At 71.8% G+C, this 18,197-nt stretch carries 18 protein-coding genes and 1 tRNA gene; 11 read left to right on the forward strand and 8 right to left on the reverse strand.

The genetic code is table 11. From position 1 onward, the window contains the following. Window positions 1–153: 153 nt before the first annotated feature. The 7 genes from A8713_RS12685 (at window position 154) to A8713_RS12715 (ending at window position 5,886) form a co-directional block, all read left to right on the forward strand. Entirely contained in the window at window positions 154–1,014 is an 861-nt protein-coding gene (locus A8713_RS12685) for a hypothetical protein (protein WP_064537472.1), read from the forward strand. Window positions 1,015–1,036: 22 nt separating this feature from the next. Beyond that, window positions 1,037–1,108 (forward strand) — tRNA-Gln (locus A8713_RS12690). Between the two features lie 111 nt (window positions 1,109–1,219). Further along, window positions 1,220–2,665 (forward strand): bifunctional UDP-N-acetylglucosamine diphosphorylase/glucosamine-1-phosphate N-acetyltransferase GlmU, encoded by a 1,446-nt coding sequence (gene glmU / locus A8713_RS12695; RefSeq protein WP_079158934.1) that lies wholly within the window; start codon window positions 1,220–1,222, stop codon window positions 2,663–2,665. A 146-nt stretch (window positions 2,666–2,811) separates the two neighbouring features. Then, window positions 2,812–3,786 carry a ribose-phosphate diphosphokinase gene (locus A8713_RS12700; RefSeq protein WP_064533551.1) on the forward strand — a complete coding sequence of 325 codons (975 nt, stop codon included), beginning with the start codon at window positions 2,812–2,814 and terminating at the stop codon, window positions 3,784–3,786. Window positions 3,787–4,022: 236 nt separating this feature from the next. Then, complete coding sequence (locus A8713_RS12705) at window positions 4,023–4,613, forward strand: 50S ribosomal protein L25/general stress protein Ctc (protein WP_064533553.1); 591 nt, start codon at window positions 4,023–4,025, stop codon at window positions 4,611–4,613. Window positions 4,614–4,685: 72 nt separating this feature from the next. Further along, window positions 4,686–5,297, forward strand: a complete 612-nt coding sequence (pth, locus tag A8713_RS12710; protein WP_018566915.1) for an aminoacyl-tRNA hydrolase — start codon at window positions 4,686–4,688, stop codon at window positions 5,295–5,297. A gap of 52 nt (window positions 5,298–5,349) precedes the next feature. Continuing rightward, window positions 5,350–5,886: a hypothetical protein gene (locus A8713_RS12715; RefSeq protein ID WP_107440628.1), complete on the forward strand. Its 537-nt coding sequence runs from the start codon at window positions 5,350–5,352 to the stop codon at window positions 5,884–5,886. A gap of 58 nt (window positions 5,887–5,944) precedes the next feature. Here A8713_RS12715 and ppc read toward each other — a convergent pair whose 3' ends face one another. Next, window positions 5,945–8,686, reverse strand: a complete 2,742-nt coding sequence (ppc, locus tag A8713_RS12720) for a phosphoenolpyruvate carboxylase (protein ID WP_064533555.1) — start codon at window positions 8,684–8,686, stop codon at window positions 5,945–5,947. A 343-nt stretch (window positions 8,687–9,029) separates the two neighbouring features. Here ppc and A8713_RS12725 point away from each other — a divergent pair, with 343 nt between their 5' ends. Then, window positions 9,030–10,040 (forward strand): acyl-CoA desaturase, encoded by a 1,011-nt coding sequence (locus tag A8713_RS12725; protein WP_064533557.1) that lies wholly within the window; start codon window positions 9,030–9,032, stop codon window positions 10,038–10,040. After that, window positions 10,037–10,711 (forward strand): TetR/AcrR family transcriptional regulator, encoded by a 675-nt coding sequence (locus A8713_RS12730; protein WP_064533559.1) that lies wholly within the window; start codon window positions 10,037–10,039, stop codon window positions 10,709–10,711. The genes A8713_RS12725 and A8713_RS12730 overlap by 4 nt, the downstream gene beginning before the upstream one ends. A gap of 100 nt (window positions 10,712–10,811) precedes the next feature. Here the strand turns inward: A8713_RS12730 and A8713_RS12735 are convergent, their stop codons facing one another. Both A8713_RS12735 and A8713_RS12740 read right to left on the reverse strand, forming a co-directional pair. Further along, entirely contained in the window at window positions 10,812–11,174 is a 363-nt protein-coding gene (locus A8713_RS12735) for a VOC family protein (protein WP_064533560.1), read from the reverse strand. A gap of 3 nt (window positions 11,175–11,177) precedes the next feature. Continuing rightward, a complete protein-coding gene (locus A8713_RS12740; RefSeq protein ID WP_064533562.1) occupies window positions 11,178–12,017 on the reverse strand; it encodes a trans-aconitate 2-methyltransferase in 840 nt (279 codons plus the stop codon). 138 nt (window positions 12,018–12,155) lie between these two features. Between A8713_RS12740 and A8713_RS12745 the strand changes: the two genes are divergently transcribed. Further along, entirely contained in the window at window positions 12,156–12,653 is a 498-nt protein-coding gene (locus A8713_RS12745; protein ID WP_064533565.1) for a MarR family winged helix-turn-helix transcriptional regulator, read from the forward strand. Here A8713_RS12745 and A8713_RS12750 read toward each other — a convergent pair. Next, window positions 12,612–13,400: a response regulator transcription factor gene (locus A8713_RS12750; RefSeq protein WP_064533567.1), complete on the reverse strand. Its 789-nt coding sequence runs from the start codon at window positions 13,398–13,400 to the stop codon at window positions 12,612–12,614. The genes A8713_RS12745 and A8713_RS12750 overlap by 42 nt on opposite strands. 286 nt (window positions 13,401–13,686) lie before the next feature. Here A8713_RS12750 and A8713_RS12755 point away from each other — a divergent pair, with 286 nt between their 5' ends. Next, on the forward strand, window positions 13,687–14,130 hold the full coding sequence (locus A8713_RS12755) for a GNAT family N-acetyltransferase (protein WP_064533569.1): 444 nt from the start codon (window positions 13,687–13,689) through the stop codon (window positions 14,128–14,130). Window positions 14,131–14,154: 24 nt separating this feature from the next. Here the strand turns inward: A8713_RS12755 and A8713_RS12760 are convergent, their stop codons facing one another. From A8713_RS12760 to galT, 4 genes are all read right to left on the reverse strand, one after another. Further along, entirely contained in the window at window positions 14,155–14,853 is a 699-nt protein-coding gene (locus tag A8713_RS12760) for an adenosylcobinamide amidohydrolase (protein ID WP_064533571.1), read from the reverse strand. 104 nt (window positions 14,854–14,957) lie between these two features. Then, the gene (gene galK / locus A8713_RS12765) at window positions 14,958–16,115 is read right to left on the reverse strand and encodes a galactokinase (RefSeq protein WP_064533573.1); all 1,158 of its coding nucleotides are present in this window, start codon (window positions 16,113–16,115) and stop codon (window positions 14,958–14,960) included. Next, window positions 16,115–17,083: a UDP-glucose 4-epimerase GalE gene (galE, locus tag A8713_RS12770; protein ID WP_064533575.1), complete on the reverse strand. Its 969-nt coding sequence runs from the start codon at window positions 17,081–17,083 to the stop codon at window positions 16,115–16,117. The genes galK and galE overlap by 1 nt, the downstream gene beginning before the upstream one ends. Next, complete coding sequence (gene galT, locus A8713_RS12775) at window positions 17,083–18,165, reverse strand: galactose-1-phosphate uridylyltransferase (RefSeq protein WP_064533578.1); 1,083 nt, start codon at window positions 18,163–18,165, stop codon at window positions 17,083–17,085. Before galT ends, galE begins: the two co-directional genes overlap by 1 nt. Window positions 18,166–18,197: the final 32 nt, after the last annotated feature.

Below are 18,197 nucleotides of genomic sequence, written 5' to 3' on the forward strand. Positions count from 1 at the left end.
GGCGCGCGACGGCGCTTTTCCGGCGAGTTTCGCCTACCCGGAGCCGACCACACACCGTGATCGACGCATCGCCGAACCGGTCGATTTCCCTCGAACTGGTGAACATCTCTTGTTCGGGCCCGGAGGCTCCCATTCCGGCCGGACGGTATGCGCATGGCACACGCACAGCACAAGTACGCCGACTTCGAGGGCCTGCGGGAGCGGGCGGTGGCGCTGCGGCGCGGGGGGTACAGCCTTCGGCAGATCCGGGACGAGCTGCAGATCTACAACAAGGAGACGCTTCAACGCCTCGTCGAGGGCGAGCCCCCTGCGGATTGGACGCAGCGCCCGCGCGCCAAGGACGACGTTCGCGAACGGGCACGCGAGCTGCGAAGGCAGGGCTGGACGTACAACCAGATCCAGGCGGAGCTGGGGTGCTCCAAAAGCTCCGTCTCACTTTGGGTGCGGGACCTGCCGAAGCCGGAGCCTCGCTGCACACCCGAAGAGCAGCGAGCGCGCATGAACGACGGGCTGGCACGACTGCGAGCATCACAAAACCGCGAGCGCGAGGAGGCCAAGCAGGCGGCAGCCGCAGCAGTGGGCGAGCTCTCCAACCGCGAGCTGTTTCTCCTGGGCGTGGGCCTGTACTGGGCCGAGGGCACCAAGGACAAACCGCACGCTCGCCGCGAAAGCGTGGAGTTCGTCAACAGTGACTCCGGCATGATCAGAGTCTTCCTCGCCTGGCTGGACCTCCTCGGCGTGCAACGCGACCGGCTGCACTGTCGCGTCATGATCCACGAAACCGCCGATGTCGATGCGGCTGAGCAGTACTGGGCCAATCTTGTCGGCGTAGACCGAGCACTCCTGGGCAAGACCGTCCTGAAGAGGCACAAGCCGGCGACCGTACGCAAGAACACAGGCGACACATACCGTGGCTGTTTCGCCATCAAGGTGCGGCAGAGTGCCGAGCTGTACCGTCGCATCGAGGGCGCCTGGTACGGCATAGTAGGAGGCGTCACTCGGCGGCCTGACTGAATGTCCGGTTTGGCCGATATGGTCCCCCGTGGTGTAATTGGCAGCACTGTGGCTTTTGGTGCCATCTGTCCGGGTTCGAGTCCTGGCGGGGGAGCATCCTCGGTTCGGGTCCTGGCTACACAGCCAGGACCCGCTCTCGTCTCCCCCCTCAACCGCCCCGGTATCCTGCGGATGTCCACCCCACCCAAAAGCCGAAGGGCATCCCGTGAGCGCCATTCGCCCGGCAGCCGTCGTCGTTCTCGCAGCGGGTGAGGGCACCCGTATGAAGTCGGCCACACCGAAGGTCCTGCATGAGATCTGCGGCCGTTCCCTGGTCGGTCATGTGCTGGCCGCCGCGCGGGAGTTGAAGCCCGAGAACCTGGTCGTCGTGGTCGGGCACGCGCGGGAGCAGGTGAGCGCGCACCTCGCCGAGGTGGACGCCGCGGCGCGGACCGCCGTGCAGGAGAAGCAGAAGGGCACCGGGCACGCGGTCCGGATGGGCCTCGAGGAGCTGGGCGGTGCCGTCGAGGGCACCGTGATCGTGGTCTGCGGGGACACCCCGCTGCTGACCGGGGGGACCCTCGCCGCCCTGGCCGCCGCGCACACCGCCGACGGCAACGCGGTGACCGTGCTGACCGCGGAGGTACCGGACGCCACCGGGTACGGCCGGATCGTGCGCGACGCCGACGGCGCGGTGACCGCGATCGTGGAGCACAAGGACGCCGACGCGGAGCAGCTCGCGATCCGGGAGATCAACTCCGGGGTGTTCGCGTTCGACGGGCGGTTGCTCGCCGAGGCGCTGGGTCAGGTGCGCACGGACAACAGCCAGGGCGAGGAGTACCTGACGGACGTGCTCGGGATCCTGCGCGGGGCCGGGCACCGGGTCGGTGCTTCGGTGGCCGGTGACCACCGGGAGATCGCGGGGATCAACAACCGGGTGCAGCTCGCCGAGGCGCGGCGGGCCCTGAACGATCGGCTGCTGACGGCGGCCATGCTCGCCGGGGTGACCGTGGTGGACCCGGCGACGACGTGGGTCGATGTGACGGTGACCTTCGAGCAGGACGTGATCGTGCATCCGGGCACGCAGTTGCACGGTGCGACGCACTTGGCCGAGGGCGCGGAGGTCGGGCCCAACACCCGGCTGACCGACACCCGGGTGGGGGCGGGGGCGCGGGTGGACAACACGGTGTCCATGGGCGCGGTGGTGGGCCCGCGGGCGTCGGTGGGTCCGTACGCGTATCTGCGTCCGGGTACGCGCCTGGGGGTGAAGTCCAAGGTGGGCACGTACGTCGAGACGAAGAACGCGCGCATCGGCGAGGGCACGAAGGTGCCGCACCTGTCGTACGTGGGCGATGCGACGATCGGCGAGTACTCGAACATCGGCGCGGCGAGCGTGTTCGTGAACTACGACGGCCAGGACAAGCATCACACCACGATCGGGTCGCACTGCCGCACCGGTTCGGACAACATGTTTGTGGCGCCTGTCACGGTCGGAGACGGCGCCTATACCGCCGCCGGGTCGGTGATCACGCGTGATGTGCCGCCCGGTTCGCTGGCCGTGGCCCGCGGCCAGCAGCGGAATATCGAGGGCTGGGTGGCGCGCAAGCGCCCCGGGAGCACGGCCGCGAAGGCGGCCGAGGCGGCGTCACCGACGACGGAGAGCGAAGACTGACCGGAAACAGGCGCGTCGAACACGGCGTACCGTGATAAGTGCACACCCGCACCCCACCAGCTGAGACGGCCTCTCGCGCACGGTTGACACGGTTGACGAGGTCTTCTCGACATCCAGCTGCGTACACCCTCTGAGGAGACAGTGCTGTGACCGGGATCAAGACGACCGGCGAGAAGAAGATGATGTTCTTCTCCGGCCGCGCCCACCCCGAGCTTGCCGAGGAAATCGCCCACGAGCTGGGTGTCGGGGTCGTCCCGACGAAGGCGTTCGATTTCGCCAACGGTGAGATCTACGTCCGCTATCAGGAGTCGGCCCGCGGCGCGGACTGCTTCCTGATCCAGAGCCACACCGCTCCGATCAACAAGTGGATCATGGAGCAGCTGATCATGATCGACGCGTTGAAGCGTGCGTCGGCCCGTTCGATCACGGTCATCGTGCCGTTCTACGGTTACGCGCGGCAGGACAAGAAGCACCGCGGGCGTGAACCGATCTCGGCGCGTCTGGTGGCGGATCTGATGAAGACGGCCGGTGCGGACCGGATCCTCACGGTCGATCTGCACACGGACCAGATCCAGGGCTTCTTCGACGGCCCGGTGGACCACCTGTTCGCGCTGCCGTTGCTGGCGGACTACGTGGGCGCCAAGGTGGACCGCGACAAGCTGACCGTGGTCTCGCCGGACGCCGGCCGGGTGCGGGTGGCGGACCGCTGGTGCGACCGCCTCGGCGCGCCGCTGGCGATCGTGCACAAGCGCCGGGACAAGGACGTGGCGAACCAGGTCACGGTGCACGAGGTCGTCGGTGATGTGAAGGGCCGTATCTGTGTGCTGGTCGACGACATGATCGACACCGGCGGCACCATCTGCGCGGCGGCGGACGCGCTGTTCGCGCACGGTGCCGAGGACGTCATCGTGACGGCGACGCACGGTGTGCTGTCGGGTCCGGCGGCCGACCGGCTGAAGAACTCGAAGGTGAGCGAGTTCGTGTTCACGAACACGCTGCCGACGGCGAGCGAGCTGGAGCTGGACAAGATCACGGTGCTGTCGATCGCGCCGACCATCGCGAGCGCGGTGCGCGAGGTGTTCCAGGACGGTTCGGTGACGAGTCTCTTCGACGAGCAGTAACGATCATTCCGGCGCCCGAGCGGATCAGCGGGGACCGCCGGAGATCACCGGAGATCGCCGGAGATCGTTTTGGGTTCGGCCTCCCTCGCCGAGTAGACTGCACCAGTTGCTCGGCGAGGGAGGCCGTAGCCGTTCTCGGACGGATACGGCGGTCCGTTATCGACGCGCTCTTCGTAGCAGGCCGTTCGTGTGGCCGGGTGACCACCATCCCCATAGTTCTACGAGGAGTGAAGAGCATGTCCGAGGTGAAGATCTCCGCCGAGACCCGCAGCGAGTTCGGCAAGGGTGCCGCCCGCCGCGTCCGCCGCGAGAACAAGGTCCCCGGCGTCCTGTACGGCCACGGCACCGACCCGCTGCACCTGACGCTTCCGGGCCACGAGCTGCTGCTCGCCCTGCGTACGTCGAACGTCCTGATCTCGCTGGACATCGACGGCAAGTCCAACGAGCTGGCGATCCCGAAGGCGGTGCAGCGCGACCCGCTGAAGGGCTTCCTGGAGCACGTCGACCTGCTGCTGGTCAAGCGCGGCGAGAAGGTCAACGTCGAGATCCCCGTGCACACCGAGGGTGAGCTGGCCGCCGGCGGCAACCTGCTGGAGCACGTCCTGGCGTCGCTGCCGGTCGAGGCCGAGGCCACGCACATCCCCGAGCAGGTCACCGTGTCCGTCGAGGGCCTGGAGGCCGGTGCCTCCGTGCTCGCCAAGGACATCACCCTGCCCAGCGGTGTGACCCTGGCCGTCGAGGACGACGCGGTCGTCCTCCAGGTCCTGGCCGCGCAGGCCGAGGAGGCCGCCGAGGGCGGCGAGGGCGAAGAGGCCGCCGAGGCCTGATCCTCACCCCCCGCGCAGTTCGCCGGCCGCCGCTTCCCTCGTGGGGCGGCGGCCGACGCATACCAAGGAGAGATGGACGTGACCACCCCGGCGACTTCCGCGAGCGCGCCCTGGCTGATCGTGGGCCTCGGCAATCCCGGACCGGAGTACGCCATGAACCGGCACAACGTCGGCTTCATGACGGTGGATCTGCTGGCCGGCCGCATCGGGGGCCGGTTCAAGCGGGCGAGCAAGGCGCAGGCGCAGGTGGTCGAGGGCCGGATCGGCGCGCCCGGACCGGACAGCCGTCGTGTCGTGCTGGTGAAGCCGATGTCGTACATGAACCTGTCGGGCGGTCCGGTGAACGCCCTGCGGGACTTCTACAAGGTGCCGCTCGGCAATGTCGTGGCGGTCCACGACGAGCTGGACATCGACTACGGCACGCTGCGGCTGAAGCTGGGCGGCGGCGACAACGGGCACAACGGCCTGAAGTCGATGACGAAGGCGATGGGCGCCGACTACCACCGGGTGCGGTTCGGGATCGGGCGTCCGCCGGGCCGGATGCAGGTGGCCGACTATGTGCTGAAGGACTTCTCGTCCGCGGAGCGCAAGGAGCTGGACTACTTCGTGGACCGTACGGCGGACGCGGTGGAGTGCCTGCTGGCCGAGGGCCTGGAGCGGGCGCAGAGCGCGTACAACTCCTGACTTGTCCGGCCGCCGCACGCCCCGGAGTTGACCGGTCGTAGGAGCATGGCCAATGATCCCGGCCATGCCTGCCGCCGCCAGCGCCCCGAATTCCCGTCAGGCCCGTGCCTCCCGCCAGGCCCGCCGGGCCTCCCGGGCCGCGCTGCGGTTCGGGCGGGTGGCCGCGATGGGGACGGTCGCGGTGCTGATCCTGGTCGCCGGGGTGTGGGCGTCGTGGAGCACCGCGCCGTACGTGATGCTCACCAAGGGCCGCGAGCACGGGTCGGTCGAGGTGACGCGGTGCGGCGGCGACACGTGCAGCGGCCCGTACACGCCGGTCTCGGCGGGGTCGGCGGCGCGCGGCCGGGTGGAGATCGCGCACACGGTGGCGGTGCGCAGGGGACGGACGTACAGCGTCGTGGTGAAGCCGGGCACGGACGAGGTGCTGCGGGCGGGACCGGCCGGGATCCTGTACGCGTGGGCGCCGCTGGGCGGCGCGCTACTGCTGGCCTCAGTGGTGGTGGCCGGCGGGCTGCGCCGGGTGCGGGCGGCCTGGGTGCTGGCGGGAGCGGGGATCGCGCTGCTGACGGCGGCGTTCGTCGCGTTGTGAGGCGTACGGCGGCGCCCCCGGTCCGTGTGAACCGGGGGCGCCGTCGCGTGTGTGCCGCTCAGCCGGTGTTGCGCAGGCCGGCCGCGACTCCGTTGACGGTCAGCAGCAGCGCCCGCGAGAGCAGCGGGTCGGCCTCCTGCTCCGCCGCCACCGCGTCGCGCTGCCGCTTGAGCAGGGCGACCTGGAGGTAGGAGATCGGGTCCAGATAGGCGTCGCGGATGGCGAAGGTCTGCTTCAGGACCGGCTCGGCGTCCAGGAGTTCGCTCTCGCCGGTGATGCGCAGCACCTCGGCGACGGTCAGCTCGTGCTCCGCCTGGATGGCCTCGAAGACGTGCTTGAGGTGGTCGGGGACGAGCGTGTCGACGTAGTGCCCGGCGATGCGCAGGTCGGTCTTGGCGAGCGTCATCTCGACGTTGGAGATGAAGTTGCGGAAGAAGTGCCAGCGCTCGTGCATCTCCTCCAGCACGGTCTCGCCCTCCTGCCGTACGCCCGCCTCGCGCAGCGCCCTGAGGCCGGAGCCGACCCCGAACCAGCCGGGGACGATCTGCCGCGACTGGGTCCAGCCGAACACCCACGGGATGGCGCGCAGCCCGTCGAGTCCGGCGCCGGAGTCGGGGCGGCGCGAGGGCCGGGAGCCGATGTGCAGGTCGGCGAGCTGGTCGACCGGGGTGGAGGCGAAGAAGTACGCGGGCAGGTCGGGGTCCTCCACCAGCCTGCGGTAGGCGGCGTGGGCGGCGTCGGAGACGATGTCCATGGCCGCGTCCCAGCGGGCCAGCGCCTCGCCGGACTGGCGGGGCGCGGTGTGCAGGGCGGACGCCTGGAGGCTGGCGGCGACCGTCAGTTCCAGGTTCTCCCGGGCCAGGGAGGGGATGAGGTACTTGTCGGAGATGACCTCGCCCTGCTCGGTCACCTTGATCTCGCCCTCCAGGGTGCCCCAGGGCTGGGCGAGGATGGCGTCGTGGGTGGGGCCGCCGCCGCGGCCGACGGTGCCGCCGCGGCCGTGGAAGAGGCGCAGCCGCACGCCGTAGCGGTGGGCGACGTCGCGCAGTCGGCGCTGGGCGCGGTGGATCTCCCACTGGGAGGTGGTGATGCCGCCGAACTTGGAGGAGTCGGAGTAGCCGAGCATGACCTCCTGGACGTCCCCGCGCAGCGCGACCAGGCGCCGGTAGGACGGGTCGGAGAGCATGTCCTCCAGGATGGTGTCGGCGGCCTTCAGCTCGTCGGTGGTCTCCAGCAGCGGCACGATGCCGATCTTGGCCCAGCCTGCGTGCAGGTCGAGCAGTCCGGCCTCGCGGGCGAGGACGGCGGCGGCGAAGACGTCGTCGGCGCCCTGGCACATGGAGATGATGTACGACTCGACGACCTCGGGCCCGAAGACGTCCAGGGCCCGCTTGACCGTCTCGAACACGCCGAGCGTCTTCGCGCCGGCCTCGTCGACGGGGGCGGGCGTCGGGGCGAGCGGCCGGCGCGAGCGGAGTTCCTTGGCGAGCAGCTTGGTGCGGTACTCGCGGGGCATGTCGGCGTAGCGCCAGGACTCCTCGCCGAGCCGGTCGAAGAGCTGGCCGAGCGCGTGGTGGTGGGCGTCGGCGTGCTCGCGCACGTCCATGGTGGCGAGCTGGAGGCCGAAGGCGGCCAGGGTGCGGATGGTGCGGGCCAGGCGGCCGTCGGCGAACAGGCCGCCGCGGTGCTCGCGCAGCGAGTCCTGGATCAGCCGCAGGTCGGCGAGGAGCTCGGCGGTGCCCAGGTAGTCGTGGCCGGCCTGGTGCGGGGTGCCCTTGGCCAGGCGCTCCTTGGTGTTGACGAGCTTCTGCCGGATGCAGGTGGCCTTGAGCCGGTAGGGCTCCTCGGCGTTGAGCCGCTTGTAGCGGGGGCTGATCTCGGGCAGGTTCTCCAGGTCCGTGTCGAGGGAGCGCAGGAGTTCCTCGGTGGCGCCGCTGTAGCGGATGGAGTTGGACAGGAAGGCGCGCAGCTCGTCGATGGTGTCGAGGGCGTCGTTGATGCCGTGCTCGTGCTGGAGGATCAGCACGTCCCAGGTGACGGCCGGGGTGACGTTGGGGTTGCCGTCGCGGTCGCCGCCGATCCAGGTGCCGAAGCTGAGGGGGCGGGTCTCGTCGGGGAGTCTGACGCCGACGCGCTCCAGTTCGGCGGTCAGGTCCTCCAGGACGTCGCCGACGGCGCCGGCGTGCAGCTCGTCCAGGTAGTAGATGGCGTTGCGGGCCTCGTCGGTGGGTTCGGGGCGTACGACGCGCAGTTCGTCGGTCTGCCAGACGAGGTCGATGTTCTCGGCGAGGCGGGTGTCCAGGCGGCGGCGGTCGGACTCGACGACCGGGGTCTCCAGGAGGGCGCCGATGCGGCGGAGCTTGTTCAGGACGGAGCGGCGGGCCGCCTCGGTGGGGTGCGCGGTGAACACCGGGCGGACGTTGAGGTGCCGGACCGTCTGGCGCAGGTGCTCGGGGTCGGCGTCCTTGAGCTGGTCTGCGGTGCGGGCCAGCAGGCCGCCCTCGGCGGCGCGGCGGGCGCGCAGCTCGCGGCCGCGGTGGACCTGTTCGGTGACGTTGGCGAGGTGGAAGTAGGTGGAGAAGGCGCGGACCAGCTTGGCCGCGGTCTCCAGTTCGGTGCCGCGCAGCAGTTCGGCCGCTGCTTCGCCGTCCTCCCGGGTGAGGCGGCGCACCTTCTCCACCAGGTCCAGGAGTTCGGGACCTTCCTGCCTCACCAGGGTCTCCCCCAGGAGGTCACCCAGTCGGCGGATGTCGGCGCGCAGCTCGCTGCTGGTCGTCGTCTGGTCGTCGGCACTGCTCACAGGTGCGGCTCCTTGCAGTAATCCGGAGTACGTCGCGCCAGCGACTCGCTGGAGGGGCGGTGGTGGGCGACGGGTGGGCTCTTCTGAGAGGGGACCCGGACGGGTGCCGCGCGGCGGGTGCCGCATACGGGCCGGGCATCCGGGAAGGAATCTTCTTCAGCGGACCGCGCTGTCCGACCGGGCTTCAGTCTAGGTGCCGGGTGGGACGCGCAGGCCAGGGGCTCTTGCCGCGCGGCGACGCACTGCCATACTTACGTCGCCGTAGGTTACGGAACCGTAGGGAGCTGGAAGGTTCCGGAGCCCGCCGCACCTGTCTGAACCCTCGACCCCACAGGGGACGCCCATGACCTCAAGCTCCTCCGACGTGATCGACGACGCCCCGGAAGCGGCCGTCGGCGCGCTGCCCTCCGCCACCCTGGGCGGCGAGCAGAAGCGTTCGATCGAGCAGATCACGCTGCTGCTCTTCATCACCGTCCCGTTCCTGGCGCTGCTCGCGGCGGTGCCGCTGGCCTGGGGGTGGGGGGTGAGCTGGCTGGACCTCGGTCTGCTGGTCTTCTTCTACTTCCTCGGCTGCCACGGCATCACGATCGGCTTCCACCGGCACTTCACGCACGGCTCCTTCAAGGCGAAGCGCCCGTTGAAGATCGCGCTGGCCGTCGCCGGGTCGATGGCGGTGGAGGGGCCGCTGGTGCGCTGGGTGGCCGACCACCGCAGGCACCACAAGTTCTCCGACCACGAGGGCGACCCGCATTCGCCGTGGCGGTACGGGGAGACGGTCCCGGCGCTGATGAAGGGCCTGTGGTGGGCCCATGTCGGCTGGATGTTCGACGAGGAGCAGACCCCGCAGGAGAAGTACGCGCCGGATCTGGTCAAGGATCCGGCGCTGCGGGCGGTCTCGCGCCAGTTCGTGCTGTGGACGCTCACCTCGCTGCTGCTGCCGCCGCTGATCGGCGGTCTGGTGACGATGTCCTGGTGGGGCGCGTTCACCGCGTTCTTCTGGGGTTCACTCGTGCGGGTGGCGCTGCTGCACCACGTGACCTGGTCGATCAACTCCATCTGCCACGCGGTCGGCAAGCGCCCGTTCAAGTCGCGCGACCGCTCGGGCAACGTGTGGTGGCTGGCGATCCTGTCCTGCGGCGAGTCCTGGCACAACCTGCACCACGCCGACCCGACCTCCGCCCGGCACGGCGTGGAGCGCGGGCAGCTCGACTCCTCGGCGCGGATCATCCGCTGGTTCGAGAAGCTGGGCTGGGCCTACGACGTGCGCTGGCCGTCACGCTCGCGTATCGATTCGCGGCGCAACACGGAGGAAGGCGGCTCCCGGCGCCGGAAGGAATCCGCCGAGGCTGCATGATTGACGCCGTGGCGACCGACTCCAGCACCCCCAGCAACGACAAGCCGCGACGTGCGCGTCGCACCCGGATGACCGGTGCCGAGCGCCGCCAGCAGTTGCTGGAGATCGGTCGCACCCTGTTCGCGGCGAAGGGCTTCGAGGGCACGTCGGTGGAGGAGATCGCGGCGAAGGCCGGGGTGTCCAAGCCGGTGGTGTACGAGCACTTCGGCGGCAAGGAGGGGCTGTACGCGGTGGTCGTGGACCGCGAGATGCGGCGGCTGCTGGACATGGTGACCGGGTCGCTGACGGCCGGCCATCCGCGGGAGCTGTGCGAGCAGGCGGCCTTCGCCCTCCTGGACTACATCGAGGAGTACACGGACGGCTTCCGCATCCTCGTCCGCGACTCGCCCATCCCCCAGTCCACGGGCACCTTCGCCTCCCTGATCTCCGACATCGCCACCCAGGTGGAGGACATCCTGGGCCGCGAGTTCAAGTCCCGCGGCTTCGACCCGAAGCTGGCCCCGCTGTACGCCCAGGCGCTGGTCGGCATGGTCGCCCTGACCGGCCAGTGGTGGCTGGACGTGCGCCGCCCCAAGAAGGCGGAGGTCGCCGCCCACCTGGTGAACCTGGCCTGGCACGGCCTGGACGGCCTGGAGCCCAAGCCGCGGCTGATAGGGCACCGCAAGAGCTGAGATCACTCCGCCGAGTGAGGGAATGGACCGCGGGAGTCATCGTGCGTCACGATGCGCACGCACGACGGCGGGAGCGCCCGGAGCGCACCCCTTCCCGAGATCAACCGGCCGACTCCAGGAACTCCAGCCGGTTGCCCACCGGGTCCTCGGAGTAGAAGCGGCGGTGGCCCGGGAGGGTGTCGTCCCAGGTGACCGGGGCGCCGTGGGCGGTCAGGCGGGCGGCGCAGGCGTCGAGGTCCATGACCCGCAGGCCGGGGTGGGCCTTGCGCGCGGGCCGGAAGTCCGCCTCGACGCCCAGATGGAGCCGGACTGCCCCGGCCCGGAACCAGCAGCCGCCGCGGGCGGCCAGGACCGGCGGCTTGGGAGTCTCGGTCATGCCGAGGACACCGGCGTAGTAGGCCCGCAGCACGGGCTCGGACCCCGGCGGGGCGGCGAGCTGGACGTGGTCGATCGCGGCGAGCACCGCTCAGCCCTCCTTGACGGCGACGGCGAAGACGCGCCGGAAGGGGAACGGGGTGCCGTGCGGCCCGGCCGGGTACGCCTCGCGCAGCGCGGCCCGGTACTCGGCGAGGAACGCCTCGCGGGCCTCCGGGTCGTCGGCGAGCGCGGTGAGCACGGGCCGCAGCCCGGTGCCCTTCACCCAGTCCAGCACCGGATCCTCGCCGGGCAGCAGATGCAGGTACGTCGTCTCCCAGACGTCCGCCGCGCAGCCGAGGCCGCTCAGCCGCTCCAGGTACGCGCCGGGCGTGTCCACGGCGTCGTCGTGGCGCAGGATGTCGCCGAGCCGGCCGCGCCAGCGGGCCGAGTGGGCGAGGGCGCGCATCAGCCGGTGGCTGGGGGCGGAGAAGTTGCCGGGGACCTGGAAGGCGAAGGTGCCGCCGGGCCGGAGCGCCGCGATCCAGTCGGCGAACCGGGCGGTGTGCCCCGGCACCCACTGGAGGGTGGCGTTGCTGACGATCAGGTCGCAGGGCTCGCCGGGCGTCCAGGTGCGGGCGTCGGCGGGGAGGAAGTCGAGCCGGCCGCCGCCGGAGGTGGGGCCCGCGTGCTCCACGGTGGCCCGGTCCAGCATCTCGGGCGAGTTGTCGTACCCCGTGATGCGGGCGGTGGGCCAGCGGCCGGTGAGCAGCACGGTGACGTTGCCGGGGCCGCAGCCGAGGTCGGCGATGCGGGGCGGGTCCGAGGGCAGGCCGGGGATCCGGGCGAGCAGGTCGGTGAAGGGGCGGGCGCGGTGCCCGGCGTGGCGCAGGTACTGGGCGGGGTCCCAGGTGGGGCTGCTGCTGTCCTGGGTGCGGTCGGGCGCGGGCATGGGGCCTCCTTGAGGCGATCGTCCTGGTCCTCGGTCCTGGCGTTCCTCGGTGTTCCTCGGCACCGCCGAAATTTCTCTCGATGCCAAGATAGTTGATATCAAGAGACTTCACGTCGACACAACCACTACACTGATCGCATGGAGGACGAGGTCGATCGGCTGGTCGCAGCGTGGCGCCGGGAGCGCCCGGACCTCGACGTGGAACCGCTGGAGGTGCTCAGCCGGGTGAGCCGGCTGGCCCGGCATCTGGACCGGGCCCGGCGGCTGGCCTTCTCCGAGCACAGCCTGGAGCCCTGGGAGTTCGACGTGCTGACCGCGCTGCGCCGCGCGGGCGCGCCGTACCAGCTCTCGCCCGGACAGCTGCTGACGCAGACCCTGGTCACCTCGGGCACGATGACGAACCGCATCGACCGGCTGGCCAAGAAGGGCCTGGTCGAGCGGCTGCCCGACCCCAGTGACCGGCGGGGCGTGCTGGTCCGGCTCACGGAGAACGGCCGGGACCGCGCCGACCGGTCGCTGTCCGGCCTGCTGGACCAGGAGCGGGCCATCCTCGGCGAGCTGTCCGCCGCGCAGCGCGACGAACTGGCCTCCCTGCTACGCCAGTTGACCGCCCCGTTCGACAACATCCCCGGCTAGCTCCCGGCGGGCGGGAGCCGGCTCCGCCGGACCCACGCCGGCCCTGCGGGCGAGGGCGACCGCGGCCAGCGTGGAGTGCACACCGAGCTTGCCCAGGACGTTCTGCATATGGGTGCGCACGGTGTGCGGGGAGAGGAACAGCCGCTCGGCGACCGCCTTGCGCCCGAGCCCGGCGACCATGCAGCGCAGCACCTCCCGCTCGCGCGGGGTCAGCGACTCCACCAGCCGTTCGCTCTCGGTGCGGTGCTTGCGGGCGGCGGTCAGCTCGCGCAGGACACCGGTCAGCAGCGCGGGCGGCAGATGCGTCTCGTCGCGCAGCACCCCGCGGATGACGGTGAGCAGCCGGGACAGCGAGCAGTCCTTGGCGACCCAGCCGCAGGCGCCCGCCTGGAGGGCCAGCGCGGCCCGGCGCGGGTCGTCCTTCTCGGCGAGGACCACGGTCCGTACGCCGGACTGGGCGGCGCGCACCCCGGCCACCAGGGAGATGCCGTCCACCAGGCCGTCCGCGTTGGCCTCCTGGACGGGGACGGCGGCCCGGCCGCCGGGCACCTTGCCGCCCAGGTCCGCGTCGACGAGCAGCACGTCGTAGCGGCGGCCCTCGGCGGCGGCCCGCTCCAGGCAGCGCAGGGCCGCCGGTCCGGACCCGGCCGCCGAGACGTCGACGTCCGGCTCGGCGGCCAGGGCCGCGGCCAGGGACTCGGCGAAGATGCGGTGGTCGTCGACGACCAGGACGCGTACACGAACCACTGGAACCCCCTTCCCCACGCTCCTGGAGAGCAGGGGATCTCCGTCATCGAGGACGACGGCCGGCCGTGTCCGGGGGCGGCCGCGCGGGCACGACGCCCGGGGCCGCGGGATCCGCACGGCCGCCGCCATGCGGAAGTGCTACCCCCACGTCGGGCGTCGTACCCGGCTGTCTCGCCCCCTGATCGGCGCCGGCCCCCACCGGTACCGCTTCTCAGCGTACGGACGGAGACCGGGAGGGGAAGCCAATTCGCAGAACTGACCGGCGGGCGCGTCTAGGGTGTGCCGCATGTTTCGTATTGAGGCAGAAGTAGACAAAGAGCGCCGCGATCTGCTCCGCTCCCGCCTCCGCGACGCGAACACGGCCGCCTCGTCCATGCTGGCCGCCCTGCGCACCTCCCCCACCGCCCACGAACTCCCGCTGCACCTGTGGGCCATGGACGAGTCCGGCGCCCTGGCCGGCGGCCTGGTCGGGCACACCTGGGCGACCTGGCTGCACATCACCTACCTGTGGGTCGACGACCGCCACCGCGGCGCGGGCCTCGGTTCCCACCTGCTGCGGCGCGCCGAACGCATCGCCCGCGACCAGCGCGACTGCTGCGCCGCCCGCCTGGAGACCTGGGACTTCCAGGCCCCCGGCTTCTACCGCCGCCACGGCTACAAGGTGATCTGCGCCCTGCCCGACTATCCGCCGGGCATCACGGAGTACACGCTGGTGAAACCGCTGCGCTGAGCGGGCCGCCCCGTGGTGCGGGTATCACGCGTGCGCCAGCGCCTCCCCCACCGCCCGGTGGACCGCTCGGGCCAGCCGGGCGCCCCAGAGGGAGCGGGGTCCGGCGAAGGCGTGCGGGGGTTCGGCGGGGGCGGGCAGGCGGGCGGCCACGCAGACGGCGTCGGTGGGGGTGCCGGTGCAGGCGTGGCCGGCCTCCAGGAGGGCCTGGACCTTGGCCTCGGTGGCGGTGGTGGCCGCGTTGACCAGGGCGGCGTCGGTCAGGGCGGCGGGGACGGCGACGACGATGTTGATCGTGCCCGGCTGGGCGGGGACGGCGGCGGCCTGTGCCGGGGCAGCGGCCTGTGCCGGGGCAGCGGCCCAGCCGCGGACGCTGATGCCCGCGGTGACGACCGCCTGCGCCCCGCCGTCCTCGGCGCGGGCGTGCCGGGTGACGTCGGCCGCCGTCATCAGGCCGACACCCGCCCCGGTCAGACCGGCCCCGGCCGCCAGCTCGGCCAGGTGGCGTTCCGGGTCGGTGCGCCGGTAGCCGTGGGCCACCTGGGCGTTGAGGACCCAGTCGCGCTCGCCGATGCCGCCGCCGAGCACCGCGCTGCTGATCATCCGCCACCCCGGGCCCGCCCGCCACACCAGCGCGTGCAGCCGCTCGCCGTCCTCGGTGCGGGCCAGCAGGCGCGCCGAGCGCAGCGCGGTGGGCGGGGCGGGCACGGGCGGGGCGGTGGACACCGGCGGGACTCCTCGGGACGGGGACCGGCCGATCTTAGGCCCTCGTTCGGATCATGCCGGGCGCGCGTGCCCCGACCCGGACGAAAGACCCTGGTGCCCCCCGGTCAGAGCAGCCGTCGCGCCCCCGCCGACGGCACCGCCTCGAAGACGCGCGGCGCGGTGAATCCGCCCTCGGCGAAGGCCGCCTCGACGGCCTCGGTGAGCGCGGCCACGGCGCCCTCCTCGGCGAGGACGATCGCGGAGCCGCCGAAGCCGCCGCCGGTCATCCGGGCGCCCAGCGCGCCCGCGGCGAGGGCCGTGTCGACGACCAGGTCCAGCTCCGGGCAGGAGATGCGGAAGTCGTCGCGCAGGGAGGCGTGGCCCTCGGTCAGGACCGGGCCGATCGCGCGCGCCCCGGCGGACGACGACAGGAGCGAGATGACGCGCTCCACCCGGGCGTCCTCGGTCACCACATGGCGGACCAGGCGGCGGATCTCCTCCTCGTCGCCGAGCTGTGCGAGCGCCGCGTCCAGGCCGTCGTGGGGCACGTCCCGCAGGGCGTCGACGCCGAGCAGGGCCGCGCCCTTCTCGCAGCCGGCCCGGCGCTTGCCGTACTCGCCGTCGCTGTGGGCGTGCTTGACGCGGGTGTCGACGACCAGCAGGCGCAGCCCCTCGCGGGCCAGGTCGAAGGGGACCTGGCGCTGCGACAGGTCGCGGGTGTCGAGGAAGAGCGCGTGGCCCTCCTCGCAGCAGGCCGACGCCGTCTGGTCCATGATGCCGGTGGGCGCGCCGACGTAGACGTTCTCCGCGCGCTGGCACAGGCGGGCCAGCTGCCAGCCCTTCAGGCCCAGCGCGTACAGGTCGTTCAGGGCGAGGGCGACGACCACCTCCAGGGCGGCCGAGGAGGACAGGCCCGCGCCGGAGGGCACCGTCGACGTCAGGTGCACATCGGCGCCGGGCAGCGGGTGGCCGGCCTCGCGCAGCGCCCAGACGACGCCCGCCGGGTACGCCGTCCAGCCGTCGTCGGTGCCGGGCGCCAGGTCGGCGACGCGCAGTTCGACGGGGCCGCCGGGCACGTCCGCCGAGTGCAGCCGCAGCACGCCGTCGTCGCGGCGGGCGACGGCGGCGAGCGTGACGTGCGGCAGGGCGAACGGCATCACGAAGCCGTCGTTGTAGTCGGTGTGCTCACCGATGAGGTTGACGCGGCCGGGGGCCGCCCACACTCCCTCGGGCGCGGTGCCGTACAGCTCGGCGAACCCGTCCCGAACCTGCTGTGCCCCCACTACTGCTCCCTTGCGATGTGCTGCGCGAAGCGCCAGGCGTCCGCGACGATCCCCGCGAGGTCCGCGCGGGACGGGTTCCAGCCGAGCCGGTCGCGGGCGGCGGCGGCCGAGGCGACGAGCACCGCCGGGTCGCCGGCCCGGCGCGGGGCCACGGCCTCGGGGATCGGGTGGCCGGTGACCCGGCGGACGGTCTCGACGACCTCGCGGACGGAGAAGCCGTTGCCGTTGCCCAGGTTGCAGATCAGGTGCTCGCCCGCGGTGGCGGCGTCCAGCGCGAGCAGATGGGCCTCGGCCAGGTCGGCGACGTGGATGTAGTCGCGTACGCAGGTGCCGTCCGGGGTCGGGTAGTCGTCGCCGAAGACGCTGATCGCCTCGCGGCGGCCCTGGGCGACCTGGAGGACCAGCGGGATGAGGTGCGACTCGGGCGCGTGGCGCTCGCCGTACGCGCCGTAGGCGCCGGCCACGTTGAAGTAGCGCAGGGAGACCGCGCCCAGGCCGTGCGCCGCCGCCTCGCCGGTGATCATGTGGTCGACGGCGAGCTTCGAGGCGCCGTAGGGGTTGGTGGGCTTCGTCGGGGCGGTCTCGACGATCGGCGTGCGCTCCGGCTCGCCGTAGGTCGCGGCGGTCGAGGAGAAGACCAGCTTGCGCACCCCGGCCTCGCGCATCGCGGCGAGCAGCGCCATGGTGCCGCCGACGTTGTTGTCCCAGTACTTCTCCGGCTTCACCACCGACTCGCCGACCTGTGAGAACGCGGCGAAGTGCAGCACCGCGTCGAAGGAGGGGTCGAGCCACTTGGCGGCGTCGCGGATGTCGCCCTCGGCGAAGGCGGCTCCGGCGGGCACGCCCGCGCGAAAGCCCGTGGAGAGGTTGTCGAGGACGACGACCTCGTGGCCGGCCTCCAGCAGGTGCTGGGCGACCACGCTCCCGACGTAACCCGCCCCACCCGTGACCAGGTACTTCCCGCTCATCAACTCGCTACCTCTCGCAGTCGCTGGGCCGCGCGCTCCGGAGGCACGTCGTTGATGAAGACGTCCATGCCGGACTCGGAGCCCGCGAGGAACTTCAGCTTGCCGGACGTGCGGCGGATGGTGAAAAGCTCCAGGTGCAGGGCGAAGTCCTCGCGGACCACCCCGTCGAACTCCTCCAGCGCGCCGAACGGCGCCTGGTGCCAGGCCGCGATGTACGGCGTCGGCGGCCCGCCCGCGGTGCCTTCCCCACCCTCCCCTGCGTCGAAGATCCGGTCGAAGCGCCGCAACAGTTCCAGATAGACCTGGGGGAACTCTGTGCGCGCGGCCTCGTCCAGGCCGAGCAGGTCGGGGACGCGGCGCTTGGGGTAGAGGTGCACCTCGTAGGGCCAGTGCGCGGCGTAGGGCACGAAGGCCGCCCAGTGCGCGGTCTCCAGGACGACGCGCTCACCGGCCAGTTCGCGGGCGAGGACCGCGTCGAAGAGGTTCTCCCCGCCGGTGGCGTCCTTGTGGGCGGCCAGCGAGCGCAGCATCAGCGCGGTGCGCGGGGTGGTGAAGGGGTAGGCGTAGATCTGGCCGTGCGGGTGACCGAGCGTCACACCGATCTCGGCGCCGCGGTTCTCGAAGCAGAAGACCTGCTCGACGGAGGGCAGATGGGACAGCTCCAAGGTGCGGTCGGTCCAGGCGTCCAGGACCAGCCGGGCCTGCTCCTCGGTGAGCGCGGCGAAGGAGGAGTCGTGGTCGGAGGTGAAGCAGACGACCTCGCAGCGGCCCGAGTCGCCCGCCAGCGACGGGAAGCGGTTCTCGAAGACGGCCACGTCGTAGGAGGAGTCGGGGATCTCGGTGAGCTGCTCGCCCCGCGTCGGGCACAGCGGGCACTCGTCGGCCGGCGGGTGGTAGGTGCGGCCCTGGCGGTGGGAGGCCACGGCGACCGCGTCACCGAGCAGCGGGTCCCGGCGGACCTCGGAGGTGGTGACGGTCGGCTCCAGCGGGCGCCGGTCGACGGCGTCGCGCACGGTGTCGTCCCGCAGGTCGTAGTAGATCAGCTCACGACCGTCGGCCAGCCGGGTCGAGGTCTTCTTCACTGGCGGACTCCCTGTTCGTCCGAGCCCCGGGC

It is taken from the genome of Streptomyces sp. SAT1 (genome assembly GCF_001654495.1).
GTDB classification, from domain to species: Bacteria; Actinomycetota; Actinomycetes; order Streptomycetales; family Streptomycetaceae; genus Streptomyces; species Streptomyces andamanensis.